This window comes from Pseudomonas benzenivorans (assembly GCF_024397895.1).
GTDB classification, from domain to species: domain Bacteria; phylum Pseudomonadota; class Gammaproteobacteria; order Pseudomonadales; family Pseudomonadaceae; genus Aquipseudomonas; species Aquipseudomonas benzenivorans_A.
This window is the reverse complement of sequence record NZ_CP073346.1, coordinates 207,561-225,485: the sequence shown is the minus strand read 5'-3', so window position 1 is coordinate 225,485 and position 17,925 is coordinate 207,561. Positions and strand designations below refer to the sequence as shown.

Genomic DNA, 17,925 nt, shown 5'->3' with positions numbered 1-17,925 from the left:
GCGGCTAGCGATGAAAAAGGCGACCCGAGGGTCGCCTTTTTGTTTTTGCGCCTGTAGTCCGCACCAGCTGTGCATCTTCCTCCGAGGTGCTGTTATGCTGCGCGAAAATAACAATTAGCTCACTAGAAAGAGTCCGCGACCTTGTCGATTTCCTCGTTGCTGGTGTGTGATGACTCCAATATGGCGCGCAAGCAGCTGATCCGGGCCTTGCCCGAGGATTGGCCGGTCGCAGTTGTCCAGGCCGCCAATGGCCGTGAAGGGCTCGACGCCATTCGCCGGGGCGACGTAGGTTTGGTCCTGCTCGACCTGACCATGCCGGAGATGGATGGCTACGAGGTCCTGGCGGCCATTCGTGCCGAGGCACTCGACACCCAGGTCATCGTGGTGTCAGGCGACGTGCAGGATGAGGCGATCAAGCGGGTGGCCGAACTTGGCGCGCTGGCCTTCCTGAAGAAGCCCGTCGAACCGGGACTGCTGCGGCATACCTTGCTCGAGCACGGTCTGCTGGGGGTGCCTTCGGCCGAGACCGGAGCGCGCATCGAAGCGGATGAGCCCAACGTGCAGTTTCGCGATGCCTTTCGCGAAGTGGTCAACGTGGCGATGGGCCAGGCGGCCGCCTTGTTGGCCAGGCAGCTGGACGTGTTCGTCCGCCTACCCATCCCCAACGTCAATATTCTCGAAGTCGGCGAACTGCACATGGCCCTGGCGCATGCACAGCAGGGCGATCAGCTGTCGGCGGTGTGTCAGGGTTATATCGGCAGTGGCATCGCGGGGGAGGCGCTGCTGATCTTCCACGACTCCGAAGTGCGCGACATGGCCAAGTTGATGCGCTGGAAACCTGCAAACCGCGAGGGCGAGCTGGAAATGCTCCTGGACCTGGCCAGCATCCTGATCGGTGCCTGCTTGAGCGGCATCGCCGAGCAGCTCGACGTCAGCTTCTCCCAAGGCCATCCGGTGGTGCTCGGCCAGCACTCCTCCATCGACGAGCTGATTCGGGTCAACCAGCGTCGCTGGAAGAAGACCCTGGCGGTCGAACTCAGCTACAGCCTGGAAGGGCACGACATCCATTTCGACCTGCTGCTGCTGTTCACCGAGGACTCGGTGGCCAGGCTTTCCCTTAAAACCGCCTACCTGATGAGCTGAACATGAGCGCACTGCTGGATCTCAACGAGTTTCACTGGCTGATGGCGATCGTGCAGAGCATCGACGTCGGGGTGGTCATGGTCGACCGCGAGTACCGGGTCGAGATCTGGAACAGCTTCATGGAGAACCACTCCGGACGCACACCCGACGAGGTTCATCAGCAGTCCTTCTTCACGGTCTTCCCGGAGGTCGAGGAGGAGTGGTTCCGCAACAAGCTGGAGACCGTTGCCCTGCTCGGTACGCCGGCTTTCACCCTCTGGGAGCAGCGGCCCTATCTGGTGCGATTCAAGAACTACCAGCCCATCACCGGGCAGGAAGATCACATGTACCAGAACGTCACGCTGATACCGCTGCGGGCCACCAACAGCGAAGTCGCGCACATCTGCGTGATCATCTACGACGTGACCGAGGTGGCGACCAACAAACGCCAGTTGCAGGCCGCCAACCTTGAGCTCAAACGCCTGTCCAGCACCGATCGGCTTACCGGCCTGAGCAATCGCGGCCACTGGGAAGAGGCCCTGCGCCTCGAATATGCCCGCCACCAGCGTTACCGGACCATGGCCGCCTTGGTGATGTTCGATATCGATCATTTCAAGAAGGTCAATGACACCTACGGCCATCAGGCTGGCGACAAAGTGATCCAGGGCGTCGCGGATCTGGTGCTGGCCCATGTGCGTACCAATGATATCGCCGGTCGCTATGGCGGTGAGGAGTTCGCCGTGCTGCTGCCGGATACCGATATCCAGGGCGCCAGGCTGTTCGCCGAACGCCTGCGGCTGGCAGTCGAGGCCATGCGGGTGGAGCACGAAGGCGTGGTGATTCCGGTGACCATCAGCCTCGGGGTCGCCGACCTCGGTCAGCCCAGCAGTGGCCATGAGCAGCTTATCGAGTGGACCGACCAGGCCCTCTACAGCTCCAAGAAAGGCGGACGCAACCGCACCAGCCTTCACCAGGTTCCCGCCTAGCCTCGGCGACGACCGTCGGCTCTGCCTCAGGCGCTGAGCTCGGCCCGGCGCAGGTGTAGCTCAGTCATCGTGCGCCAGTCGTACTGCGCTTGGTGTCGTCACTACGGCGCGCGGCAAGGCCGTCGGCTTCAGGCGAAACGCTCCGCATAGGCCTGGGGGCTGACGGACAGGTGCTTGTGAAAGGCCCGGCGCAGGTTTTCCGGGTGGCCGAACCCGGTCAGGCGGGCCACCGTCGCGATCGAGGCCTTGGCGTCGTGCAACAGGTGCCGGGCGGCTTCCAGGCGGATACGCTCGACGTAGCGGCCGGGCCCCATGCCCAGTTCCTCGACGAACAGCCGGGAGAGCGTGCGCGGCGCCATACAGGCCTGGGCCGCCAGGGCCTCCACTGATAGATCGTCGGCCAAATGAACGGGAATCCACTCGAGCAGGGCGGCCAGGCGCGGTATGCGACTGGGTTCGGGGGCGAGCAGGGCGCTGAACTGTGCCTGGCCGCCGGGGCGACGCAGGAACATCACCAGGCGGCGTGCCACCGCCAGGGCCATGGCGCGGCCTAGATCGGCCTCCACCAGCGCCAGGGCCAGGTCGATGCCGGCGGTTACGCCGGCCGAGGTGAAAATATGCGCGGCGCCGCTCGGGTCCTTGGGGGCATAGGTGTGCAGGCAGTCTCCCAGCACTTCTACCTGAGGATGGGCCCGGCGCAGCCTCTCTACGTCCGCCCAATGGGTGGTGGCGCGGTGGCCGTCGAGCAGTCCGGCAGCGGCGAGTATCAGCGCGCCGGAGCAGACCGAGCCGAGGCGTCGCAGTTGAGGCTCGGCTGCGCGGAGCCAGGCCAGCAGGTGCGGATCCTGGCATTGCAGCTGGTCGCCCGCACCGCCGGGGATCAGCAGGGTATCGATCTGGGTAAGGTCAGCCTCGCCCCAGGTCTGGTCGGTCATCAGCTGCAACCCGGCCGAGGTGGCGATGGCGCCGGCGTGCTGGCCCAGCAGCAGCAAGCGGTAGCTGGCGGGCAGCCCCTGACGCCGGCATTCGTCGTTGGCCGAGGCGAACACCTGCAGCGGTCCGGTGACGTCGAGACTCATGACGTCCGGATAGATCAGGCAGGCAATGGTTTTAAGCGCATCCATAGCGAGGTCTCGATGAGCGATGGATGCAGTGTGCGCTCAGCGAGGAAGTGGCAACAAGGACACAATGCCCACAGATAATGCCACGGGCGACATCTCTGGATGCGGCTGCGCGGCGTCTGGCGCCGCGCTCGCGCGGAAGCGTCCAGCCGGGTCTATTACTCCGGCATGCTCCAGGGCGCCAGGTCGAAACCCTGACGGCTCAGCTCGTCACGGGATTTCTTCAGTTCCTGGGCCAGCTTGTCCGGGTCGCTGTAGATGCTGCTGGGCAGCCGAGTACGGCCAAGCAGGCGCGTGCTGGTGCGATCGATGACCGTCAGGTTCAGTTCGCCGGTACTGTCCTGCGGGGACCAGGCGACGCATTGGAAGGGCTTGAAGGCGCGATCGGCGATGAGCAGTGCTTCGTTGAAACGCAGCGGGGCGTTCATGGGGTTCTCCGAGGTGATCCCAAAGTGTTTAGGGCCAGCGGCGCAGTGGCGCGCTGGCCGGTCATAGCTGTTGATGACCGACCCTGACTAGTAAGTCACATGGCCTGGACGAAAAGTTCCACTGGTTCACAGAAGCTGTCGCATAGATGCTCGGCGATGTCGGTCAGAAATAACCCGCTCCGGGCGCCGAGTCAGGCTCATGGCCGATGGCCGCTATTCGAGGAGGTCAAGGGATACCGCCGTTCGTCGCCAGCGCTGTGCAGAAAGTGAACGAATTCATGTTCGTCTGCTCAGAGAATAGCCAGTTGAGGGCGGCGGCCTTAGCCTCGCCCTCCATCTAATCAGGAGCTTCACCTCACAGGCATGCGCCATGTGCAGGGGGAGCTTTTTGCTTTTTGAAGAGGAAATCGAATGATGGGGACTTCATTCGCCCGGCGGCTGCGTATCTGAGGTTTCTTCGCTGAATCCCAGGACGCACTGAAGCCATGTCTTCATTGCATATATAAACAGCACAGTCGAACCGACTCGGCAGCATTGAGCGGTTCTTCCAACTAAGAAAGAGGCCCCCATGGACCTGAGCATTTTCATTTCGTTTTTTGAGCAACAAGTAACCATGGAGTTTATGCGCCTAGGGATTGTTTACGCGCACCTGATTGCCTGCTGTGTCGCCATCGGCATGGTGTTGACCAGCGATTTCGCGATGATCAAAGAATTGTTCAAGGGTGGGAAATCCCACCTGCAGGACAGCCAGCATATGGAAAGCCTGCAGAAGTCCGTTTCCGCCGCCCTGGCAGTGCTCTGGGTCAGCGGCGTGGCGATCATCTGGCTGGATATCAATGCCAACGGCCTGTCCTACCTGCTCAACCCCAAGCTGCAGGCCAAGATCACCATCGTGATGCTGCTGACCTTCAACGGCATGCTGCTGCACGGCCTGGTCCTGCCGGCCCTGCAGAAAGCCGGATCGCTGCTCAAGCTGAACTTCAGCATGCGCATGTTCGCCCTGTTCGCCGGCGCCCTGTCGGGTGTGTCCTGGTTCTATGCCGCGATGCTCGGCGTCGGTCGCCCGCTGTCCTGGAAGTATTCGCTGACCGAAATCCTCGCCGCCTACCCGGTGATGATCGTCGGTGGCTTCGCCGCGATGGTGCTGCTCACCCAGTGGGCGATGAAGCGTGAAGAGGCCAAGGCTGTGGAAATGGCCCAGGTGAAAGCGCCGCGTAACCCGGCACTGGCCGCGTGGTAACGCGCCTGGCGCGAACCTGGCATTAGTCGCTGCACCCTGCATCATCTGAGGGTTCAGGGCAGGCGCCCCGGAACACTGGCAGCAACAGATGCTGTTATGGGTTCCGGGGCGTTTTGCTTGGTGGTCCGTCAGTTGTGGGTGGCGGAGCTGGCGCAGGCGGACAAGACGCGCTGCAGGTACTGCGCGACATAGCGCTGGAAATGGTGGTCCTGCCAGTAGGTGAGGTGGCTCAGCGGCGTGTGGCGTTTATACCAGGGGCCAACGGGCATGGCGCGGTCTTCGCTGACCACGGCGGCGTAGCCTGGAATCGGCCGCAGCGGATAGCCGAGAATGTCCGCCGGGGCATAGAGGTTGAGCCAGCGCGCCTGTGCGCGCACCGGGTCGCTCAGGCAGTGGCCAGGAAAGCGGATCGGCACCACCGGGTCGTAGGCGAAGGTGAACAGCGGGATGTTGCAGCCGAAGGTGACCAGCCCGGCCAGGGTCTCCAGGCCGAGGAACGGGTCGTTGGAGCAGGAGGGCGTCAGGTTGATGCGCTGCTGATCCCAGGCAAAATTGGAAAAGATATGGCCGCCGAGCGAGTGGGCCAGCACCACCAGTGGGGTCTGGGGATCGACCTTGGCGCGCAGGCGGTTGAGGCCGTTGCGCAGGCACTGGTGGACTTCCTCGTAGGTGGTGTCATAGGCCTGACTGACCTGGCGATAACCGCTGGCATCACCGAGGAACAGGGTGACGAGGCGCCGCAGCCAGCGCCAGCGCACGGGCTGGTCGCGCAGTCGCTCGAGATACGCCAGCTGGCGCTTGTCCAGCACGCTGGCCCAGTAGAGGCTCTGAAAGGCCACCTGGTCGGCCTCGGTGCCGAGGCGGAGGCGTAGTCCGGCGATCAGCTCCTGGGCGAAGAGGTGCTGGCCGTCGCCATCGCGGATATCAGGTTGGGTGCCAATGCCGTGGATAATGGCCACTGCCAGTTTCATGCGGATCCTTCCTTGGTTGCCTGTCGACTAAGCTAGCCGCCGGCGGGCGGCTCTGGCAATCGCGTCGACGCTCAGAGCGCCAGCAGGCGTCCGGCCAAACCGCCGCCATCGGTGAGCTCGAGGAACTCGTCGCCGAGTCGACGGCTTTCGTCCATGGCCTGGCGCCAGTAGCGGCGGCGTCCGGCGTCGTCGCCCAGGTAACGGCTGAAGTCCTTGCGGTCCGGCAACTTGCCATGGGGCAGGCGGGCCAGATAGTCGGGAGAGGGGGCGAGCAGGAGCACGTCCTGCAGGCGCCCGCCGTCGCCGCGGCGCCAGGGCATGCCTTTGTCGAACCAACCGGGGATGACGCGATCGGTGAAGTGTGGGTAGAGCACGATGTCGCCACCGTTGTAGGGCAGGTCGAGGTGGTAGTCGAGCAATCCACCGTCGCGATAGGTGCCGGGGCCCACCCCGGGAATGTCGCGCACCCCCTGCATGATCATCGGAATCGAGCCGGAGGCGAGCAGGGCATGGCGCAGGTTGTGCTGGTCCAGCGGCAGGCAGCGCGAAGGGAAGTCGCGCAGGGCGGTCAGCGGCGGTGCCTGGCGAACATCGTGCAGTATTATGCGCTCGAAGTGACGCCCGAGGCGCGGGCGACCCATCAGGTTGCTGCCCATTACCGCGGAAAGGCCCAGGCCCAGCACACCGCGATGGTCGTGGCGCAGCAGCCCCTGGCTGCGCACCAGTACGACGTTCAGGCGATAGTGCGGATTGCTCAGCACCTGGGCGTCCCGTCCCTCCAGCAGTTGCTCGAGCATCAGCCGGCAGCTGCGCGAGACTTCGGCCATGCTCACGCCTTTGGCGAATTGCTGCTCGGTGTACAGCTCACCCAGCCGACGGATGCCGGCGCCGGTATCGTCCAGGCAGGCGCTGGCAAAGCGCCAGGAGCCGATCGAGGCGCCGATCAGCGCCCGTTCGCGCGGCGCGCGGGGCAGCCAGTCGCCAAACAGCGCCAGGTCAAGGCCCTGAATACCCAGCGCCTTGGGGCCGCCGGCGGCTCCGGGCAGGATGCCGACATCCGCCGGCCGCAGGCCACGCTCACGAATGCGCGCCATGGCCCGCGCGCCGGCCCTGATCGTCAATGCCTTGGTTTTGATTTGGATCGCGCTCATGTTCGTCTCCGGCCGGCAAGGCGCGATTATAGGCTGCGGGGTCGGCGGGCCAAGGTTTTGTTCCAGATCAGGGGGCGATGCCCGACGGCCGCCAGGGGCGTTTCACCGCCGTCTCACATGCCGTTGGCGAACGCCCGATTGTCCATGTCGATGCTTTCGCGCACCGGCTTCAGGGCCTGGGCGTACTTGGCCAGGATATCCAGGTCATAGTCGATGCGGGCGCGCAGACGCTGGTCATCTTCGCCTGAAGGTTCAGGGCCGTTCAGCACGCTTTCGACGCGACGCACGATCAGGTGTTCCGGCAGGTAGCAGAGCCGGCAGTTCTTGTAGCTGGAAGCGCGCAGTTCGCTGATCGGGTAGGCGCCGCCGACGCCGGCGGAAACGCCGACCAGCAGCCCGGGCTTGTGCGCCAGTTCGGCCTTGCTGGCATAGATGAAGAAATTCTTGATGGCCGGGCAGGCCATGCCGTTCCACTCCGGGGAGATGATCAGCACGGCATCGGCGGCCTTCAATTGTTGCCGGTAGAGCTCCCAGGGGCCTTGGTCGTCGGCGGGCCACAGCGGCAGCGGTGCGAGGCCCAGGTCGATGAGGGTGCTCGACTCCGCATCGCTCAGCCCCAGCTGCAGCAGGCGTTGGCGGAGGAAGCGGGCGACCTTGCCCGACTGGCAGTTGTTGCGGCCGGAGCCGGCCACGACTGCGATATTCAGCATTGCGCTGTCCCTGACATTGAAACGCCCCAGGCTAGCGGCGCCTCGCCGGGGCGGCAAGGGCTGATGCCGCGCTCGGGGCACTGAGCCGGGCAGGAGCCGCTGGATCAGGCGCGGAACTGATCCATCAAACCCTGCTGGTGGTTGGCCAGGCGATTGAGGTTCTGACTGACCTGCGCCGACTCTTCGGCCTGGCTGGAGATGGCCTCGGTGACGTCGCGGATCGAGGCCACGTTGCGGTTGATCTCCTCGGCCACCGAGCTCTGTTCCTCGGCGGCGCTGGCGATCTGCAGGTTCATGTCGGTGATCACGCTGACTGCCTGGCTGATCCGCTGCAGCGCCGCGACCGCCTGTTCGACCTGGGCCACGCTGCCCTGGGCCTGGCGGTGGCTGCTGTGCATGGTGCTGACCACTTCCTTGGTACCACTTTGCAGGCCTTCGATCACCTGGCGGATTTCCTCCACCGAGTCCTGGGTGCGCTTGGCCAGGTTGCGCACTTCGTCGGCGACCACGGCGAAGCCGCGACCGGCCTCGCCGGCGCGGGCCGCCTCGATGGCGGCGTTGAGCGCCAGCAGGTTGGTCTGCTCGGCGATCGAACGGATCACTTCCAGCACCGAACCGATCTGCTCGCTGCTGGTGGCCAGGCCTTCGACCTCCTGCATGGCCACGTTCATTTCGTTGGCCAGCAGTTCGATGGAGGCGGTGGTCTGGCCGATCACCCCGAGGCCTTCACGACTGGCCTGGTCGGCGCTGCGTGCGGCTTCGGCGGCCTGGGCGGCATTGTGCGCGACATCGTGGGCGGTGGCGCTCATCTCCTGGAAGGCGGTGGCCACCTGATCGACCTCGCGGAACTGCTGCTGCATGCCGGCGCTGGTCTGGCTGGCGATGGCCGCGGACTGATCGGCGGTGCCGCGGGCGTCCTGCACGCTGCGTTTGACGTCGGCGATCACCGGCTGCAGCTTGTCGAGGAAGCGGTTGAACCAGCCGGCCAGTTCGCCCAGTTCGTCCTGCCTGGCGTAATCCAGGCGGCGGGTGAGGTCGCCTTCGCCGCTGGCGATGTCCTTGAGCATGGCGGCGACGCCGAGGATGGGGCGGGTCACCCCGCGCGCCGTCAGCCACATCAGCAGCAGACCGGCGATGACGGCAACCAGGCCGATCAGCAGGCTCAGGCTGCTGTCGGTGGTGCGCCGGCTGTCGAGCTGCTGTTCCAGTTGCAGGGCGGGGCCGAGCAGGACCTGTTCGGGCACCTCGAGCAGCACGCTCCAGGGCTTGGCGTCGGGAATCGGCTTGAAGGGTTGCACCACGCGCATCATCTCGCCGTGCTGCAGCTCGGCGGCCTCGCCCTTGTTGATCAGGGGACGCAACTCGGCGGCATGCTCGGCATAGGCCTTGTCGACGGAGGCGCTGAGCAGGCTGGCGTCGCGGCTGTGGCCGGCCATCAGGGCCGCCGGGCTGAAGATGCTGATGTGGCCTTCGCCGGTGTAGAGCTCGCGGTTGGCCTGCAGGCTCAACTGCTGCAGGCTGTCCAGGCTGATGTCCACGCCCATGACGCCAATGACCTTGCCACCCAGTTCGAGGGGGAAGGCGATGCTGGTCATCAGTACCTGTTTGCCACCGACCTCGTCGAAATAAGGCTCCAGCACGCAGGTCTGGCGGCTGTCGCGCGGGCAGGTGTACCAGGCGTTGTAGGGATCGCCGCTGGGGCCGACCTTGGTGTCGCCGAGCATCTCCTCGTTCATCGACTCGGACTCCAGCGTGCCCGGCGAGGGTTGCGACCAGTAGAGGGAGAAGCGTCCGTGGTCGTTGCTGCCGAGATCCGGCTGGTCGGCGAACAGCTCGTCCTTGCCGTCCAGGGCGTTGGGCTCGAACACCAGATAGAGGCCGAGCAGCGCCGGGTTGGCTTCCAGGCTGCTGCGTACCTGCCGGGTCAGGTCCTCGCGCAGGTCGAAGGCGTCGAGAAAGCGCTTCTGGGCCTGGTCGCGCAGGAACAGGATCTGCTTGGACAAGCCCTTGCCGTACTGGTAAGTGTCCATGAAGTAGCGCTGGATGCGGATCGCCTGCAGCTCGCCACGGGCCTGCAGGCGCAGCTTGGCGCTGTTCTTGAGCATGTCGCTGCTGGCGTTGCGCACCAGTTCGGCACTGCGGGTGGACTGGTAGAGCGAAGCCCCGACCAGCAGGGTAACGATGAAGGTCAGGCAGAGGCCCGCCAGCAGGGTGATCTTCAGCTGGATGGACAGGCGGCTGGGCGACATGCGGCGCTCCTTTTATTCTAAAAACGACTTATGGGTCCACTATCGGCTCGCCTCGGGCTTTCTTGACCCGAATGGAGCGTCGCGCCAGGGCCGCCGGTCGGTTTAGGCGGCCCCAGGTGGCGCGGACTGAATTATGCACACGGTGATCAATAATTCGCACGGCTATTTTTTGACAGTTCCTGGCGTGTGCGGCAGAGTACGCGACTTTTTTCCGGGCGCCCGGCGACAGGCGAGTTTCCGGTTCATCCGCAAGCTTCTTGGGAGCGCTTCATGAATGCAGTAATAGCAGCGGTCGGCATCATGCTGATCCTCAGCCTGTGCCGCGTGCACGTGGTGGTGGCGTTGATCGTCGGCGCGCTGGTCGGTGGCCTGCTTGGCGGCCTGGGCGTCGAGGGCACGCTGGCCGCGTTCAACCAGGGCCTGGGGGGCGGCGCTACCGTGGCCCTGTCCTATGCCTTGCTCGGCGCCTTCGCCGTGGCCATCGCCAAGTCGGGCCTGGCCCATGCCCTGGCCGACAAGGCGCTGGCAATGGTCGGCCAGCAACAGGATTCGGGCGGTTTCTGGCTGAAGTGGCTGCTGCTTGCGCTGCTGCTGGCCGTCGCCATCGCCTCGCAGAACATCCTGCCGATCCATATCGCCTTCATTCCGCTGCTGGTGCCGCCGCTGCTTTATGTCCTGAGCAAGCTGCAACTGGACCGGCGGCTGATCGCCTGCGTGCTGACCTTCGGCCTGGTCACCCCCTACATGTTCCTGCCGGTGGGCTTCGGCGGAATCTTCCTGAACGAGATCCTGCTGGCCAACGTGGCCAAGGCCGGGGTGGATACCAGTGGCATCAGCGTCAGCCAGGCCATGGCGATTCCGGCCCTGGGCATGCTGTGCGGCCTGCTGGTGGCGGTATTGTTCAGTTACCGCGGCAAGCGGGTGTACGACTTGGCGAAGATCGAGCAGGTCGAGCGTGTGGACGTGGCCTACAACCCGCTTAGCCTGCTGGTGGCCGGTGTGGCCATCGCCGCGGCCTTCTTCGTGCAGCTGTGGCTGGACTCTATGATCATCGGCGCGCTGGTGGGCTTCGTGATCTTCTCGCTGTCCGGGGTGGTGCGCTGGAAGGAGGCCGATGGCCTGTTCACCGAGGGCATGAAGATGATGGCGATGATCGGCTTCATCATGATCGCCGCCGCCGGCTTCGCCGAGGTGATGAAGGCCACCGGCGAGGTGAAGACCCTGGTGGATGGCGCGGCCGAGTTGATCGGTCACGACAAGGCGATCGGCGCGCTGCTGATGCTGCTGGTCGGGCTGCTGGTGACCATGGGCATCGGCTCGTCGTTTTCCACCGTGCCGATCATCGCGGCGATCTTCGTGCCTTTGGGCCTGCAGCTGGGCTTCAGTCCGCTGGCCATCGTCTGCATAGTCGGCACCGCGGGCGCCCTGGGCGATGCCGGCTCGCCGGCTTCGGATTCGACCCTCGGGCCGACCGCGGGCCTGAACATCGACGGTCAGCACAACCATATCTGGGACAGCGTGGTGCCGACCTTCCTGCACTACAACCTGCCGCTGCTGGCGTTCGGCTGGCTGGCGGCGATGGTGTTGTAAGCGCCTCGGGTGGGCGAGCGCTGCAGCGGGGTTGCCGAGGATTCGGCAACCCCGTTTTCGTTCAGCCCAGGCTGATGGTGCTGAGCATGGCCAGCAGCGGCTGCGGGTAGACGCCGATGACGAATGCCAGTACGGCGACGAACAGCAGCATGATGCCACCGGCGCGCTGGCCCCAGTTGAAGGGCGCATCGTGGCGGCGCAGGTTGGGCTCGTTGAGGAACAGGGTGACCATCACCCGCAGGTAATAGAACACGGCGATGGCGCTGCCCAGCACCAGGGCGCCCAGCAGCCACCAGAGCTGCGCCTGCACGCCGGCGGCGATGACGTAGAACTTGCCGATGAAACCGGCCGTGAGCGGTATGCCGGCCAGGGACAGCATCATCACCGTGAGCACCGCGGTCAGGTAGGGGCGGCGCCAGAACAGCCCGCGGTACTCGTACAGGGCGTCGGCATCGCGGCCGTTGTAGGGCGTCGACATCAGGGTGATCACGCCGAAGGCGCCGAGGCTGGTCAGCACGTAGGTGGCCAGGTAGACGCCGATGGCTTCCACGGCCAGGCCCTTGCTGGCGACCAGCGCCACCAGCAGGTAGCCGAAGTGGGCGATCGAGGAGTAACCCAGCAGGCGCTTGAGGTTGCTCTGCAACAGCGCCAGCAGGTTGCCGAACAGGATCGAGGCGATGGCGATCAAGGTCAGCAGGTCGTTCAGCCAGCCGCCGGCCGTGGCCGGGGATATCTGGTAAAGACGCAGCAGCACGGCGAACACCGCCACCTTGCTGGCCGTCGCCAGGAAGGCCGCCACCGGCGCGGGGGCGCCTTCGTAGACGTCCGGGGTCCACAGGTGGAAGGGCACCAGCGACAGCTTGAAGGCCAGGCCGATCAGCATCAGGGCGATGCCGGTCTGCACCAGCAGGCCGCTGCCGTTGGCGGCGAGGCTGGCACCGATCTGGTCGAAGCCCAGGCTGCCGGATTCGGCATAGAGCAGGGCCATGCCGAACAGCAGGAAGGCACTGCCGGCAGCCGACAGCACCATGTACTTGATGCCGGCCTCCAGCGAGCGCCTGTCGAAGAAGGCATAGGCCACCAGGCCGTAGACCGGCACCGAGAGCAATTCCAGGCCGATGAACAGGCCCGCCAGGTGCTGTGCGCTGGCCAGCACCAGGCCGCCGGCGGCCGACAGCAGCATCAGCAGGTACATCTCCTCGCGATTGCCCGGATAGCCCTGGCGGCTGGTTTCGCCGGCGCTCAGGGTCGCCTCGCCTAGGTAGGCGTGGGTCAGGGTCACGCAGGCCAGGGTGGCGGCCAGGATCAGGGCCATGTAGTAGCAGGCGAACCGGTCCACCAGCAGCAGCGGCGAGACCTGCAGGGGGGCGATCTCGAGCACCGGGATGATCGACAGCAGGGCCAGGTTGAGGCCGATCACCGAGAGCACGAAGGTCAGGCCGTGGCTGCGTTTCCAGGCGATGGCCAGCATCACCACGATGACCGTGGCACCGGTCACCAGCAGAGGCAGCAGGGCGATGAAGTGTTCAAGGGTAAATTGCATAGCGCTGCTTTCCATAGATCGGTTACCGAACCGAGGCGAATTGGCTGAGGCTGCTGTGCAGCCACTGCTGGACGCCCTGCATGCTGGCGGCGGAGGTGTCGAGCACCGGCTGCGGGTAGATGCCGAGCAGCGTCAGCAGCACCGCCAGGCCCAGCACCATGCTCAGCTCGCGGGGCTTGAGCCCGAGCAGCGCGCCCTGTGCCTTGGCCGGGCCGAAGAAGGCGCGGTGGATCATGATCAGCGAGTACACCGAACCGAATACCAGACCCGACGCGGCGAGGACGGTGATCCAGGGCGCACCGGGGAAGGTGCCGATGAGAATCAGGAACTCGCCGACGAAGTTGCCGGTACCGGGCAGGCCCAGCGCCGCGGCGGCGAAGAACAGGCAGAGGGCCGGCAGCCAGGGCATGCGCGCCCAGATCCCGCCCATCTCGCGCATGTCGCGGGTGTGCAGGCGCTCGTAGAGCTGGCCGCAAAGGATAAACAGCGCGGCGGCTGACAGGCCATGGGCGAGCATCTGCACCACCGCCCCCTGCAGGGCGATCTGGCTGCCGGAGTAGATGGCGATCAGCACGAAGCCCATGTGCGACACGCTGGAGTAGGCCACCAGGCGCTTGATGTCGGTCTGGGCGAAGGACAGCAAGGCGCCATAGACGATGGCGAACACGCCCAGGGCCATGGCCACGGGGGCGAATTCCGCCGAGGCGTTGGGGAACAGCGGCAGGGCGAAGCGGATCATGCCGTAGGCGGCGGTCTTCAGCAGGATGCCGGCCAGGTCCACGGAGCCGGCGGTCGGCGCCTGGGCGTGGGCGTCCGGCAGCCAGGAATGGAAGGGTACCACCGGGAACTTCACCGCGAAGGCGATGAAGAAACCGAGCATCAACAGGTATTCGGTGCCCGGCGCCAGTTCGGTCTTAAGCAGGTCGGCGTAGTTGAAGGTCAGCACGCCGGTGCCGTTGTAGTGGACGAACACCAGGGCGAGGATCGCCACCAGCATGATCAGGCCGCTGGCCTGGGTGTAGATGAAGAACTTGGTGGCGGCGGTGATGCGGGTCTTGCCGGCGCTGCCGCTGTGGCCCCAGAGCGCGATGAGGAAGTACATCGGCACCAGCATCATTTCCCAGAAGAAGAAGAACAGGAACAGGTCCATGGCCAGGAACACCCCGACCACCCCGCCGAGGATCCACATCAGGTTGAGGTGGAAGAAGCCGACGCGGTTCTGGATCTCGTGCCAGGAGCAGAGCACCGAGAGCACGCCCAGCAGTCCGGTGAGGCTGATCATCAGCACCGACAGGCCATCGAGGGCCAGGTGCACGCTGATGCCCAGGCGCTCGATCCACTGCATCTGGAACTCGTAGGCCCAGACCGGATCTGCGCCTGGCGCCGGCGCCAGGCTGAAGTCGGCGCTGGACCATAGCCACAGGCCCAGGCCGAACAGCAGGGTCATGGTCAGCAGGGCGATCCAGCGCGGCAGCGTGCTGCCGAAGCGCTCACCCAGCCAGCACAACAGGCCGCCGATAAAGGGAATCAGGACTAGCCAAGGCAGAATCATGATGGGCGGGGTTCCTTAGGCGATAGAGTCATGGTCGGTTCAGGCCCACAGCACGGCGGCGAGCACCAGCACGGCGCCGCCGACGATGGACGCCGCGTACCAGCGCAGCTGCCCGGTTTCGCTGCGGCTGAGGACGCCGTGGCCGCCGCGCGCCAGGCGCGGGATCACGCCGATGCTGGCGTCGATCGGGTCGCGGCCGAGCAGCCGGCAGGCCAGCAGGTAGGGGCGCACGAACAGCTTGTCGTAGAGCCAGTCGAAACCCCAGGCGGCGAACCACCAGGCGCCGAGCAATCGCCCCGGCGCGCTGCCGGCCACGGCGCCGGCCAGGCGGCGCTGGCCGAGGAACAGCAGGGCGGCGAGGGCGATGCCGGACAGGGCGATGAGCGCGGATACCAGCTCCAGGCTGTGCTTGGCCTCGCCGCCGGCATGGCCGACGCTCTGCGGCAGGACCCCGGCCAAGGGTGGGGTGATCAGGGCGCCAATGAAGGTCGAGAGGACGATCAGCACCGTCAGCGGCAGCCAGTGGGCGACGCCGTGCCCGGCATGGGCCTCGACCTTGGCCTCGCCGTGGAAGGCGATGAAGATCAGGCGGAAGGTGTAGAGCGAGGTCAGGAAGGCACCGGTAAGCCCGGCGTAGAGCAGGGCTTGATTGCCGCTGGCGAAGGCCTCCCAGAGAATCTCGTCCTTGGAGTAGAAGCCCGCGGTGATCAGTGGCAGCGCGGCCAGGGCCGACCCGCCGACGATGAAGCTGACATAGGCCAGCGGCAGCTTTTTCCACAGGCCGCCCATGCGGAAGATGTTCTGCTCGTGGTGGCAGGCGTTGATCACGCTGCCCGCGGCGAGGAACAGCAGGGCCTTGAAGAAGGCGTGGGTCATCAGGTGGAAGATGGCCGCGTCCCAGGCGCCGACCCCCAGGGCGAGAAACATGTAGCCGATCTGGCTCATGGTCGAGTAGGCGAGGATGCGCTTGATGTCGGTCTGCACCAGGGCGGCGAACCCGGCCAGCACCAGGGTCGCGGCGCCGACCAGGCCGACCAGCTCGAGAATCTCCGGGGTGAGCAAAAACAGGCCGTGGGTGCGGGCGATCAGGTAGACCCCGGCGGTGACCATGGTGGCGGCGTGGATCAGCGCCGAGACCGGGGTCGGGCCGGCCATGGCGTCGGCCAGCCAGGTCTGCAGCGGCAGCTGGGCCGACTTGCCCACGGCGCCGCCCAGCAGCATCAGGGTCGCCAGCCACAGCCAGGTGTCGCCGGCGACGTACTTCTGCGGCGCCAGCACCATCAGCTCCTGGATATTCAGGGTGCCGAGCTGGAAGAACAGGATAAACAGGCCGATGGCCATGAACACGTCGCCGACGCGGGTGACGATGAAGGCCTTGAGTGCCGCGTTGCCATTCGCGCTGTGCTTGAAGTAGAAACCGATCAGCAGGTAGGAGCACAGGCCCACGCCTTCCCAGCCGAAGTACAGGAACAGCAGGTTATCGCCGAGCACCAGGAACAGCATGCTGGCGATGAACAGGTTGGTGTAGGCGAAGAAGCGCGAGTAGCCTTCCTCGCCGCGCATGTACCAGCTGGCGAACAGGTGAATGAGAAAGCCGACCCCGGTGACCACCCCGAGCATGGTCAGCGACAGTCCGTCCAGGTAGAGGGTGAAGCTCGGCGTGAAGCCGTCCACCGCCATCCATTGCCAGAGCAGCTGGGTATAGACGCCGCCCGGCGGCGGCGCGACGTTGAACTGCCAGATGGTCCAGGCGGCGGTGAGCGCCGAGAGGCCGACCGAACCGACGCCGATCAGCGCCGCGGTATTCTCCGAGAGTCGCCCGCGGCTGAAGGCCAGCGCCAGCCAACCGAGCAAGGGAAACAGGCAGGTCAAAAATAGTAGGTTCATCCGCGCATCTCGCTGGCAGCGTCGATATCCAGGGTGTTGAAGCGGCGGTACAGCTGCAGCAGGATCGCCAGGCCGATGCTGGCCTCGGCGGCCGCCAGGCTGATCACCAGAATGAACATCACCTGGCCGTCGGCCTGGCCCCAGCGCGCACCGGCGACCACGAAGGCGAGGGCGGCGGCGTTCATCATCACTTCCAGGCTCATCAGCACGAAGAGGATGTTGCGGCGCACCATCAGGCCGACCAGGCCAATGCTGAACAGCACGCCGGCCAGGGCCAGGCCATGCTCCATCGGGATTCCGCTCATGGGGTGGCATCCTTCGCTTCGTGACGACCGAGGTGATAGGCGGCGACCAGCGCGGCCAGCAGGAGCATCGAGGCCAGTTCGACGGCCAGCAGGTAGGGACCGAACAGGCTGATCCCGACCGTCTTGGCGTCCACGGTGGTCTCGCCGATGAGCGCGCCGCTCGGCGCCGCGAACAGGGTGTAGAGCAGCTGAGCGAGGAGCAGCGCGCTGAGCAGAGCCGGGCCGAACCAGATGCCCGGGGTCAGCCAGTTGCGTTCCTGCTCGACGGCGGCCGGGCCGAGGTTGAGCATCATCACCACGAAGACAAACAGCACCATGATGGCGCCGGCGTAGACGATGATCTCCAGGGCGCCGGCAAAGGGCGCACCGAGGCTGAAGAACACCATGGACACCGCCAGCAGCGAGATGATCAGGTACAGCAGGGCGTGCACCGGGTTGCTGCTGCTGACCACGCGCAGGGTGGACATCACGGCGACGCCGGCGGCGAAGTAGAAAGCGAATTCCATCTTTCCTTCCTTAAGGCAGCAGGCTTTTCACGTTGATCGGTTCGGCTTCGTTCTGCGCGGCGCCTTTCGGCTTGCCGGCGATGGTCATGCCGGCGACGCGGTAGAAGTTGTAGTCGGGATTCTTGCCGGGGCCGGCGATCAGCAGGTCTTCCTTCTCGTAGACCAGGTCCTGGCGCTTGTACTCGCCCATTTCGAAGTCCGGGGTCAGCTGGATCGCCGTGGTCGGGCAGGCCTCTTCGCACATGCCGCAGAAGATGCAGCGCGAGAAGTTGATGCGGAAGAACTCCGGGTACCAGCGACCGTCCTGGGCCTCGGCCTTCTGCAGGGAGATGCAGCCGACGGGGCAGGCCACCGCACAGAGGTTGCAGGCCACGCAGCGCTCCTCGCCGTCGGGGTCGCGGGTCAGGACGATGCGCCCGCGGTAGCGCGGCGGCAGGTAGACCGCTTCCTCCGGGTATTGCAGGGTGTCGCGCTTGCGAAAGCCGTGGGCGAAGATCATCGCCAGGCTGCGCAGCTGGGTGAAGGTGCCATGGATGATGTGACGGATGTAGGTGAACATGGTGA

15 protein-coding genes and 2 pseudogenes are annotated in these 17,925 nt (G+C 65.4%); 4 read left to right on the top strand and 13 right to left on the bottom strand.

All coding sequences use genetic code 11. The features are described from left to right. Positions 1–141: 141 nt before the first annotated feature. Together KDW96_RS00950 and KDW96_RS00945 are read left to right on the top strand one after the other, a co-directional pair. Positions 142–1,143 (top strand): response regulator, encoded by a 1,002-nt coding sequence (locus tag KDW96_RS00950; RefSeq protein WP_255838529.1) that lies wholly within the window; start codon positions 142–144, stop codon positions 1,141–1,143. Positions 1,144–1,145: 2 nt separating this feature from the next. Further along, a complete protein-coding gene (locus KDW96_RS00945; protein ID WP_255838527.1) occupies positions 1,146–2,108 on the top strand; it encodes a sensor domain-containing diguanylate cyclase in 963 nt (320 codons plus the stop codon). Between the two features lie 128 nt (positions 2,109–2,236). Here the strand turns inward: KDW96_RS00945 and KDW96_RS00940 are convergent, their stop codons facing one another. Beyond that, positions 2,237–3,232, bottom strand: a complete 996-nt coding sequence (locus tag KDW96_RS00940; protein ID WP_255838525.1) for a GlxA family transcriptional regulator — start codon at positions 3,230–3,232, stop codon at positions 2,237–2,239. Between the two features lie 155 nt (positions 3,233–3,387). Next, positions 3,388–3,657, bottom strand: a complete 270-nt coding sequence (locus tag KDW96_RS00935) for a hypothetical protein (protein ID WP_255838523.1) — start codon at positions 3,655–3,657, stop codon at positions 3,388–3,390. 568 nt (positions 3,658–4,225) lie between these two features. On the opposite strand from KDW96_RS00935, the gene KDW96_RS00930 reads away from it, so the two are divergent. Continuing rightward, positions 4,226–4,897 (top strand): hypothetical protein, encoded by a 672-nt coding sequence (locus tag KDW96_RS00930; protein WP_255838521.1) that lies wholly within the window; start codon positions 4,226–4,228, stop codon positions 4,895–4,897. A gap of 128 nt (positions 4,898–5,025) precedes the next feature. Here KDW96_RS00930 and KDW96_RS00925 read toward each other — a convergent pair whose 3' ends face one another. From KDW96_RS00925 to KDW96_RS22380, 5 genes and pseudogenes are all read right to left on the bottom strand, one after another. After that, positions 5,026–5,868 carry a hypothetical protein gene (locus tag KDW96_RS00925; RefSeq protein WP_255838520.1) on the bottom strand — a complete coding sequence of 281 codons (843 nt, stop codon included), beginning with the start codon at positions 5,866–5,868 and terminating at the stop codon, positions 5,026–5,028. 71 nt (positions 5,869–5,939) lie between these two features. After that, positions 5,940–7,019 carry a patatin-like phospholipase domain-containing protein gene (locus KDW96_RS00920; protein WP_255838518.1) on the bottom strand — a complete coding sequence of 360 codons (1,080 nt, stop codon included), beginning with the start codon at positions 7,017–7,019 and terminating at the stop codon, positions 5,940–5,942. A 113-nt stretch (positions 7,020–7,132) separates the two neighbouring features. Further along, complete coding sequence (locus KDW96_RS00915; protein ID WP_255838517.1) at positions 7,133–7,729, bottom strand: NADPH-dependent FMN reductase; 597 nt, start codon at positions 7,727–7,729, stop codon at positions 7,133–7,135. 104 nt (positions 7,730–7,833) lie between these two features. Beyond that, positions 7,834–8,349: pseudogene (locus KDW96_RS22110) on the bottom strand (methyl-accepting chemotaxis protein); the annotation flags it as partial. A 390-nt stretch (positions 8,350–8,739) separates the two neighbouring features. Further along, positions 8,740–9,759, bottom strand: a pseudogene (locus tag KDW96_RS22380) (methyl-accepting chemotaxis protein); the annotation flags it as partial. A gap of 489 nt (positions 9,760–10,248) precedes the next feature. Here KDW96_RS22380 and KDW96_RS00905 point away from each other — a divergent pair. Continuing rightward, positions 10,249–11,568 carry a Na+/H+ antiporter family protein gene (locus KDW96_RS00905; RefSeq protein WP_255838515.1) on the top strand — a complete coding sequence of 440 codons (1,320 nt, stop codon included), beginning with the start codon at positions 10,249–10,251 and terminating at the stop codon, positions 11,566–11,568. A 61-nt stretch (positions 11,569–11,629) separates the two neighbouring features. On the opposite strand, the gene nuoN is transcribed toward KDW96_RS00905, so the two are convergent. The 6 genes from nuoN to nuoI are packed head-to-tail and all read right to left on the bottom strand — an operon-like array spanning position 11,630 to position 17,920. Continuing rightward, positions 11,630–13,111 carry an NADH-quinone oxidoreductase subunit NuoN gene (gene nuoN, locus KDW96_RS00900; protein WP_255838514.1) on the bottom strand — a complete coding sequence of 494 codons (1,482 nt, stop codon included), beginning with the start codon at positions 13,109–13,111 and terminating at the stop codon, positions 11,630–11,632. A gap of 22 nt (positions 13,112–13,133) precedes the next feature. Then, positions 13,134–14,663: an NADH-quinone oxidoreductase subunit M gene (gene nuoM, locus KDW96_RS00895; RefSeq protein ID WP_255838513.1), complete on the bottom strand. Its 1,530-nt coding sequence runs from the start codon at positions 14,661–14,663 to the stop codon at positions 13,134–13,136. Positions 14,664–14,702: 39 nt separating this feature from the next. Further along, positions 14,703–16,550 carry an NADH-quinone oxidoreductase subunit L gene (nuoL, locus tag KDW96_RS00890; protein ID WP_255838512.1) on the bottom strand — a complete coding sequence of 616 codons (1,848 nt, stop codon included), beginning with the start codon at positions 16,548–16,550 and terminating at the stop codon, positions 14,703–14,705. Further along, positions 16,547–16,855, bottom strand: coding sequence for an NADH-quinone oxidoreductase subunit NuoK (gene nuoK, locus KDW96_RS00885; RefSeq protein WP_255838511.1), 309 nt, complete (start codon positions 16,853–16,855; stop codon positions 16,547–16,549). The genes nuoL and nuoK overlap by 4 nt, the downstream gene beginning before the upstream one ends. Next, complete coding sequence (gene nuoJ, locus KDW96_RS00880; protein WP_255838510.1) at positions 16,852–17,361, bottom strand: NADH-quinone oxidoreductase subunit J; 510 nt, start codon at positions 17,359–17,361, stop codon at positions 16,852–16,854. The genes nuoK and nuoJ overlap by 4 nt, the downstream gene beginning before the upstream one ends. A gap of 10 nt (positions 17,362–17,371) precedes the next feature. Beyond that, a complete protein-coding gene (gene nuoI / locus KDW96_RS00875; protein ID WP_255838509.1) occupies positions 17,372–17,920 on the bottom strand; it encodes an NADH-quinone oxidoreductase subunit NuoI in 549 nt (182 codons plus the stop codon). Positions 17,921–17,925: the final 5 nt, after the last annotated feature.

Coding starts and splice junctions, on each gene's coding strand:
- KDW96_RS00940 (WP_255838525.1), bottom strand. CDS start 3,232: ATGGATGCGCTTAAAACCATTGCCTGCCTGATCTATCCGGACGTCATG.
- nuoJ (WP_255838510.1), bottom strand. CDS start 17,361: ATGGAATTCGCTTTCTACTTCGCCGCCGGCGTCGCCGTGATGTCCACC.
- KDW96_RS00915 (WP_255838517.1), bottom strand. CDS start 7,729: ATGCTGAATATCGCAGTCGTGGCCGGCTCCGGCCGCAACAACTGCCAG.
- nuoL (WP_255838512.1), bottom strand. CDS start 16,550: ATGAACCTACTATTTTTGACCTGCCTGTTTCCCTTGCTCGGTTGGCTG.
- KDW96_RS00920 (WP_255838518.1), bottom strand. CDS start 7,019: ATGAGCGCGATCCAAATCAAAACCAAGGCATTGACGATCAGGGCCGGC.
- nuoI (WP_255838509.1), bottom strand. CDS start 17,920: ATGTTCACCTACATCCGTCACATCATCCATGGCACCTTCACCCAGCTG.
- nuoN (WP_255838514.1), bottom strand. CDS start 13,111: ATGCAATTTACCCTTGAACACTTCATCGCCCTGCTGCCTCTGCTGGTG.
- KDW96_RS00905 (WP_255838515.1), top strand. CDS start 10,249: ATGAATGCAGTAATAGCAGCGGTCGGCATCATGCTGATCCTCAGCCTG.
- nuoK (WP_255838511.1), bottom strand. CDS start 16,855: ATGAGCGGAATCCCGATGGAGCATGGCCTGGCCCTGGCCGGCGTGCTG.
- KDW96_RS00925 (WP_255838520.1), bottom strand. CDS start 5,868: ATGAAACTGGCAGTGGCCATTATCCACGGCATTGGCACCCAACCTGAT.
- KDW96_RS00935 (WP_255838523.1), bottom strand. CDS start 3,657: ATGAACGCCCCGCTGCGTTTCAACGAAGCACTGCTCATCGCCGATCGC.
- nuoM (WP_255838513.1), bottom strand. CDS start 14,663: ATGATTCTGCCTTGGCTAGTCCTGATTCCCTTTATCGGCGGCCTGTTG.
- KDW96_RS00945 (WP_255838527.1), top strand. CDS start 1,146: ATGAGCGCACTGCTGGATCTCAACGAGTTTCACTGGCTGATGGCGATC.
- KDW96_RS00930 (WP_255838521.1), top strand. CDS start 4,226: ATGGACCTGAGCATTTTCATTTCGTTTTTTGAGCAACAAGTAACCATG.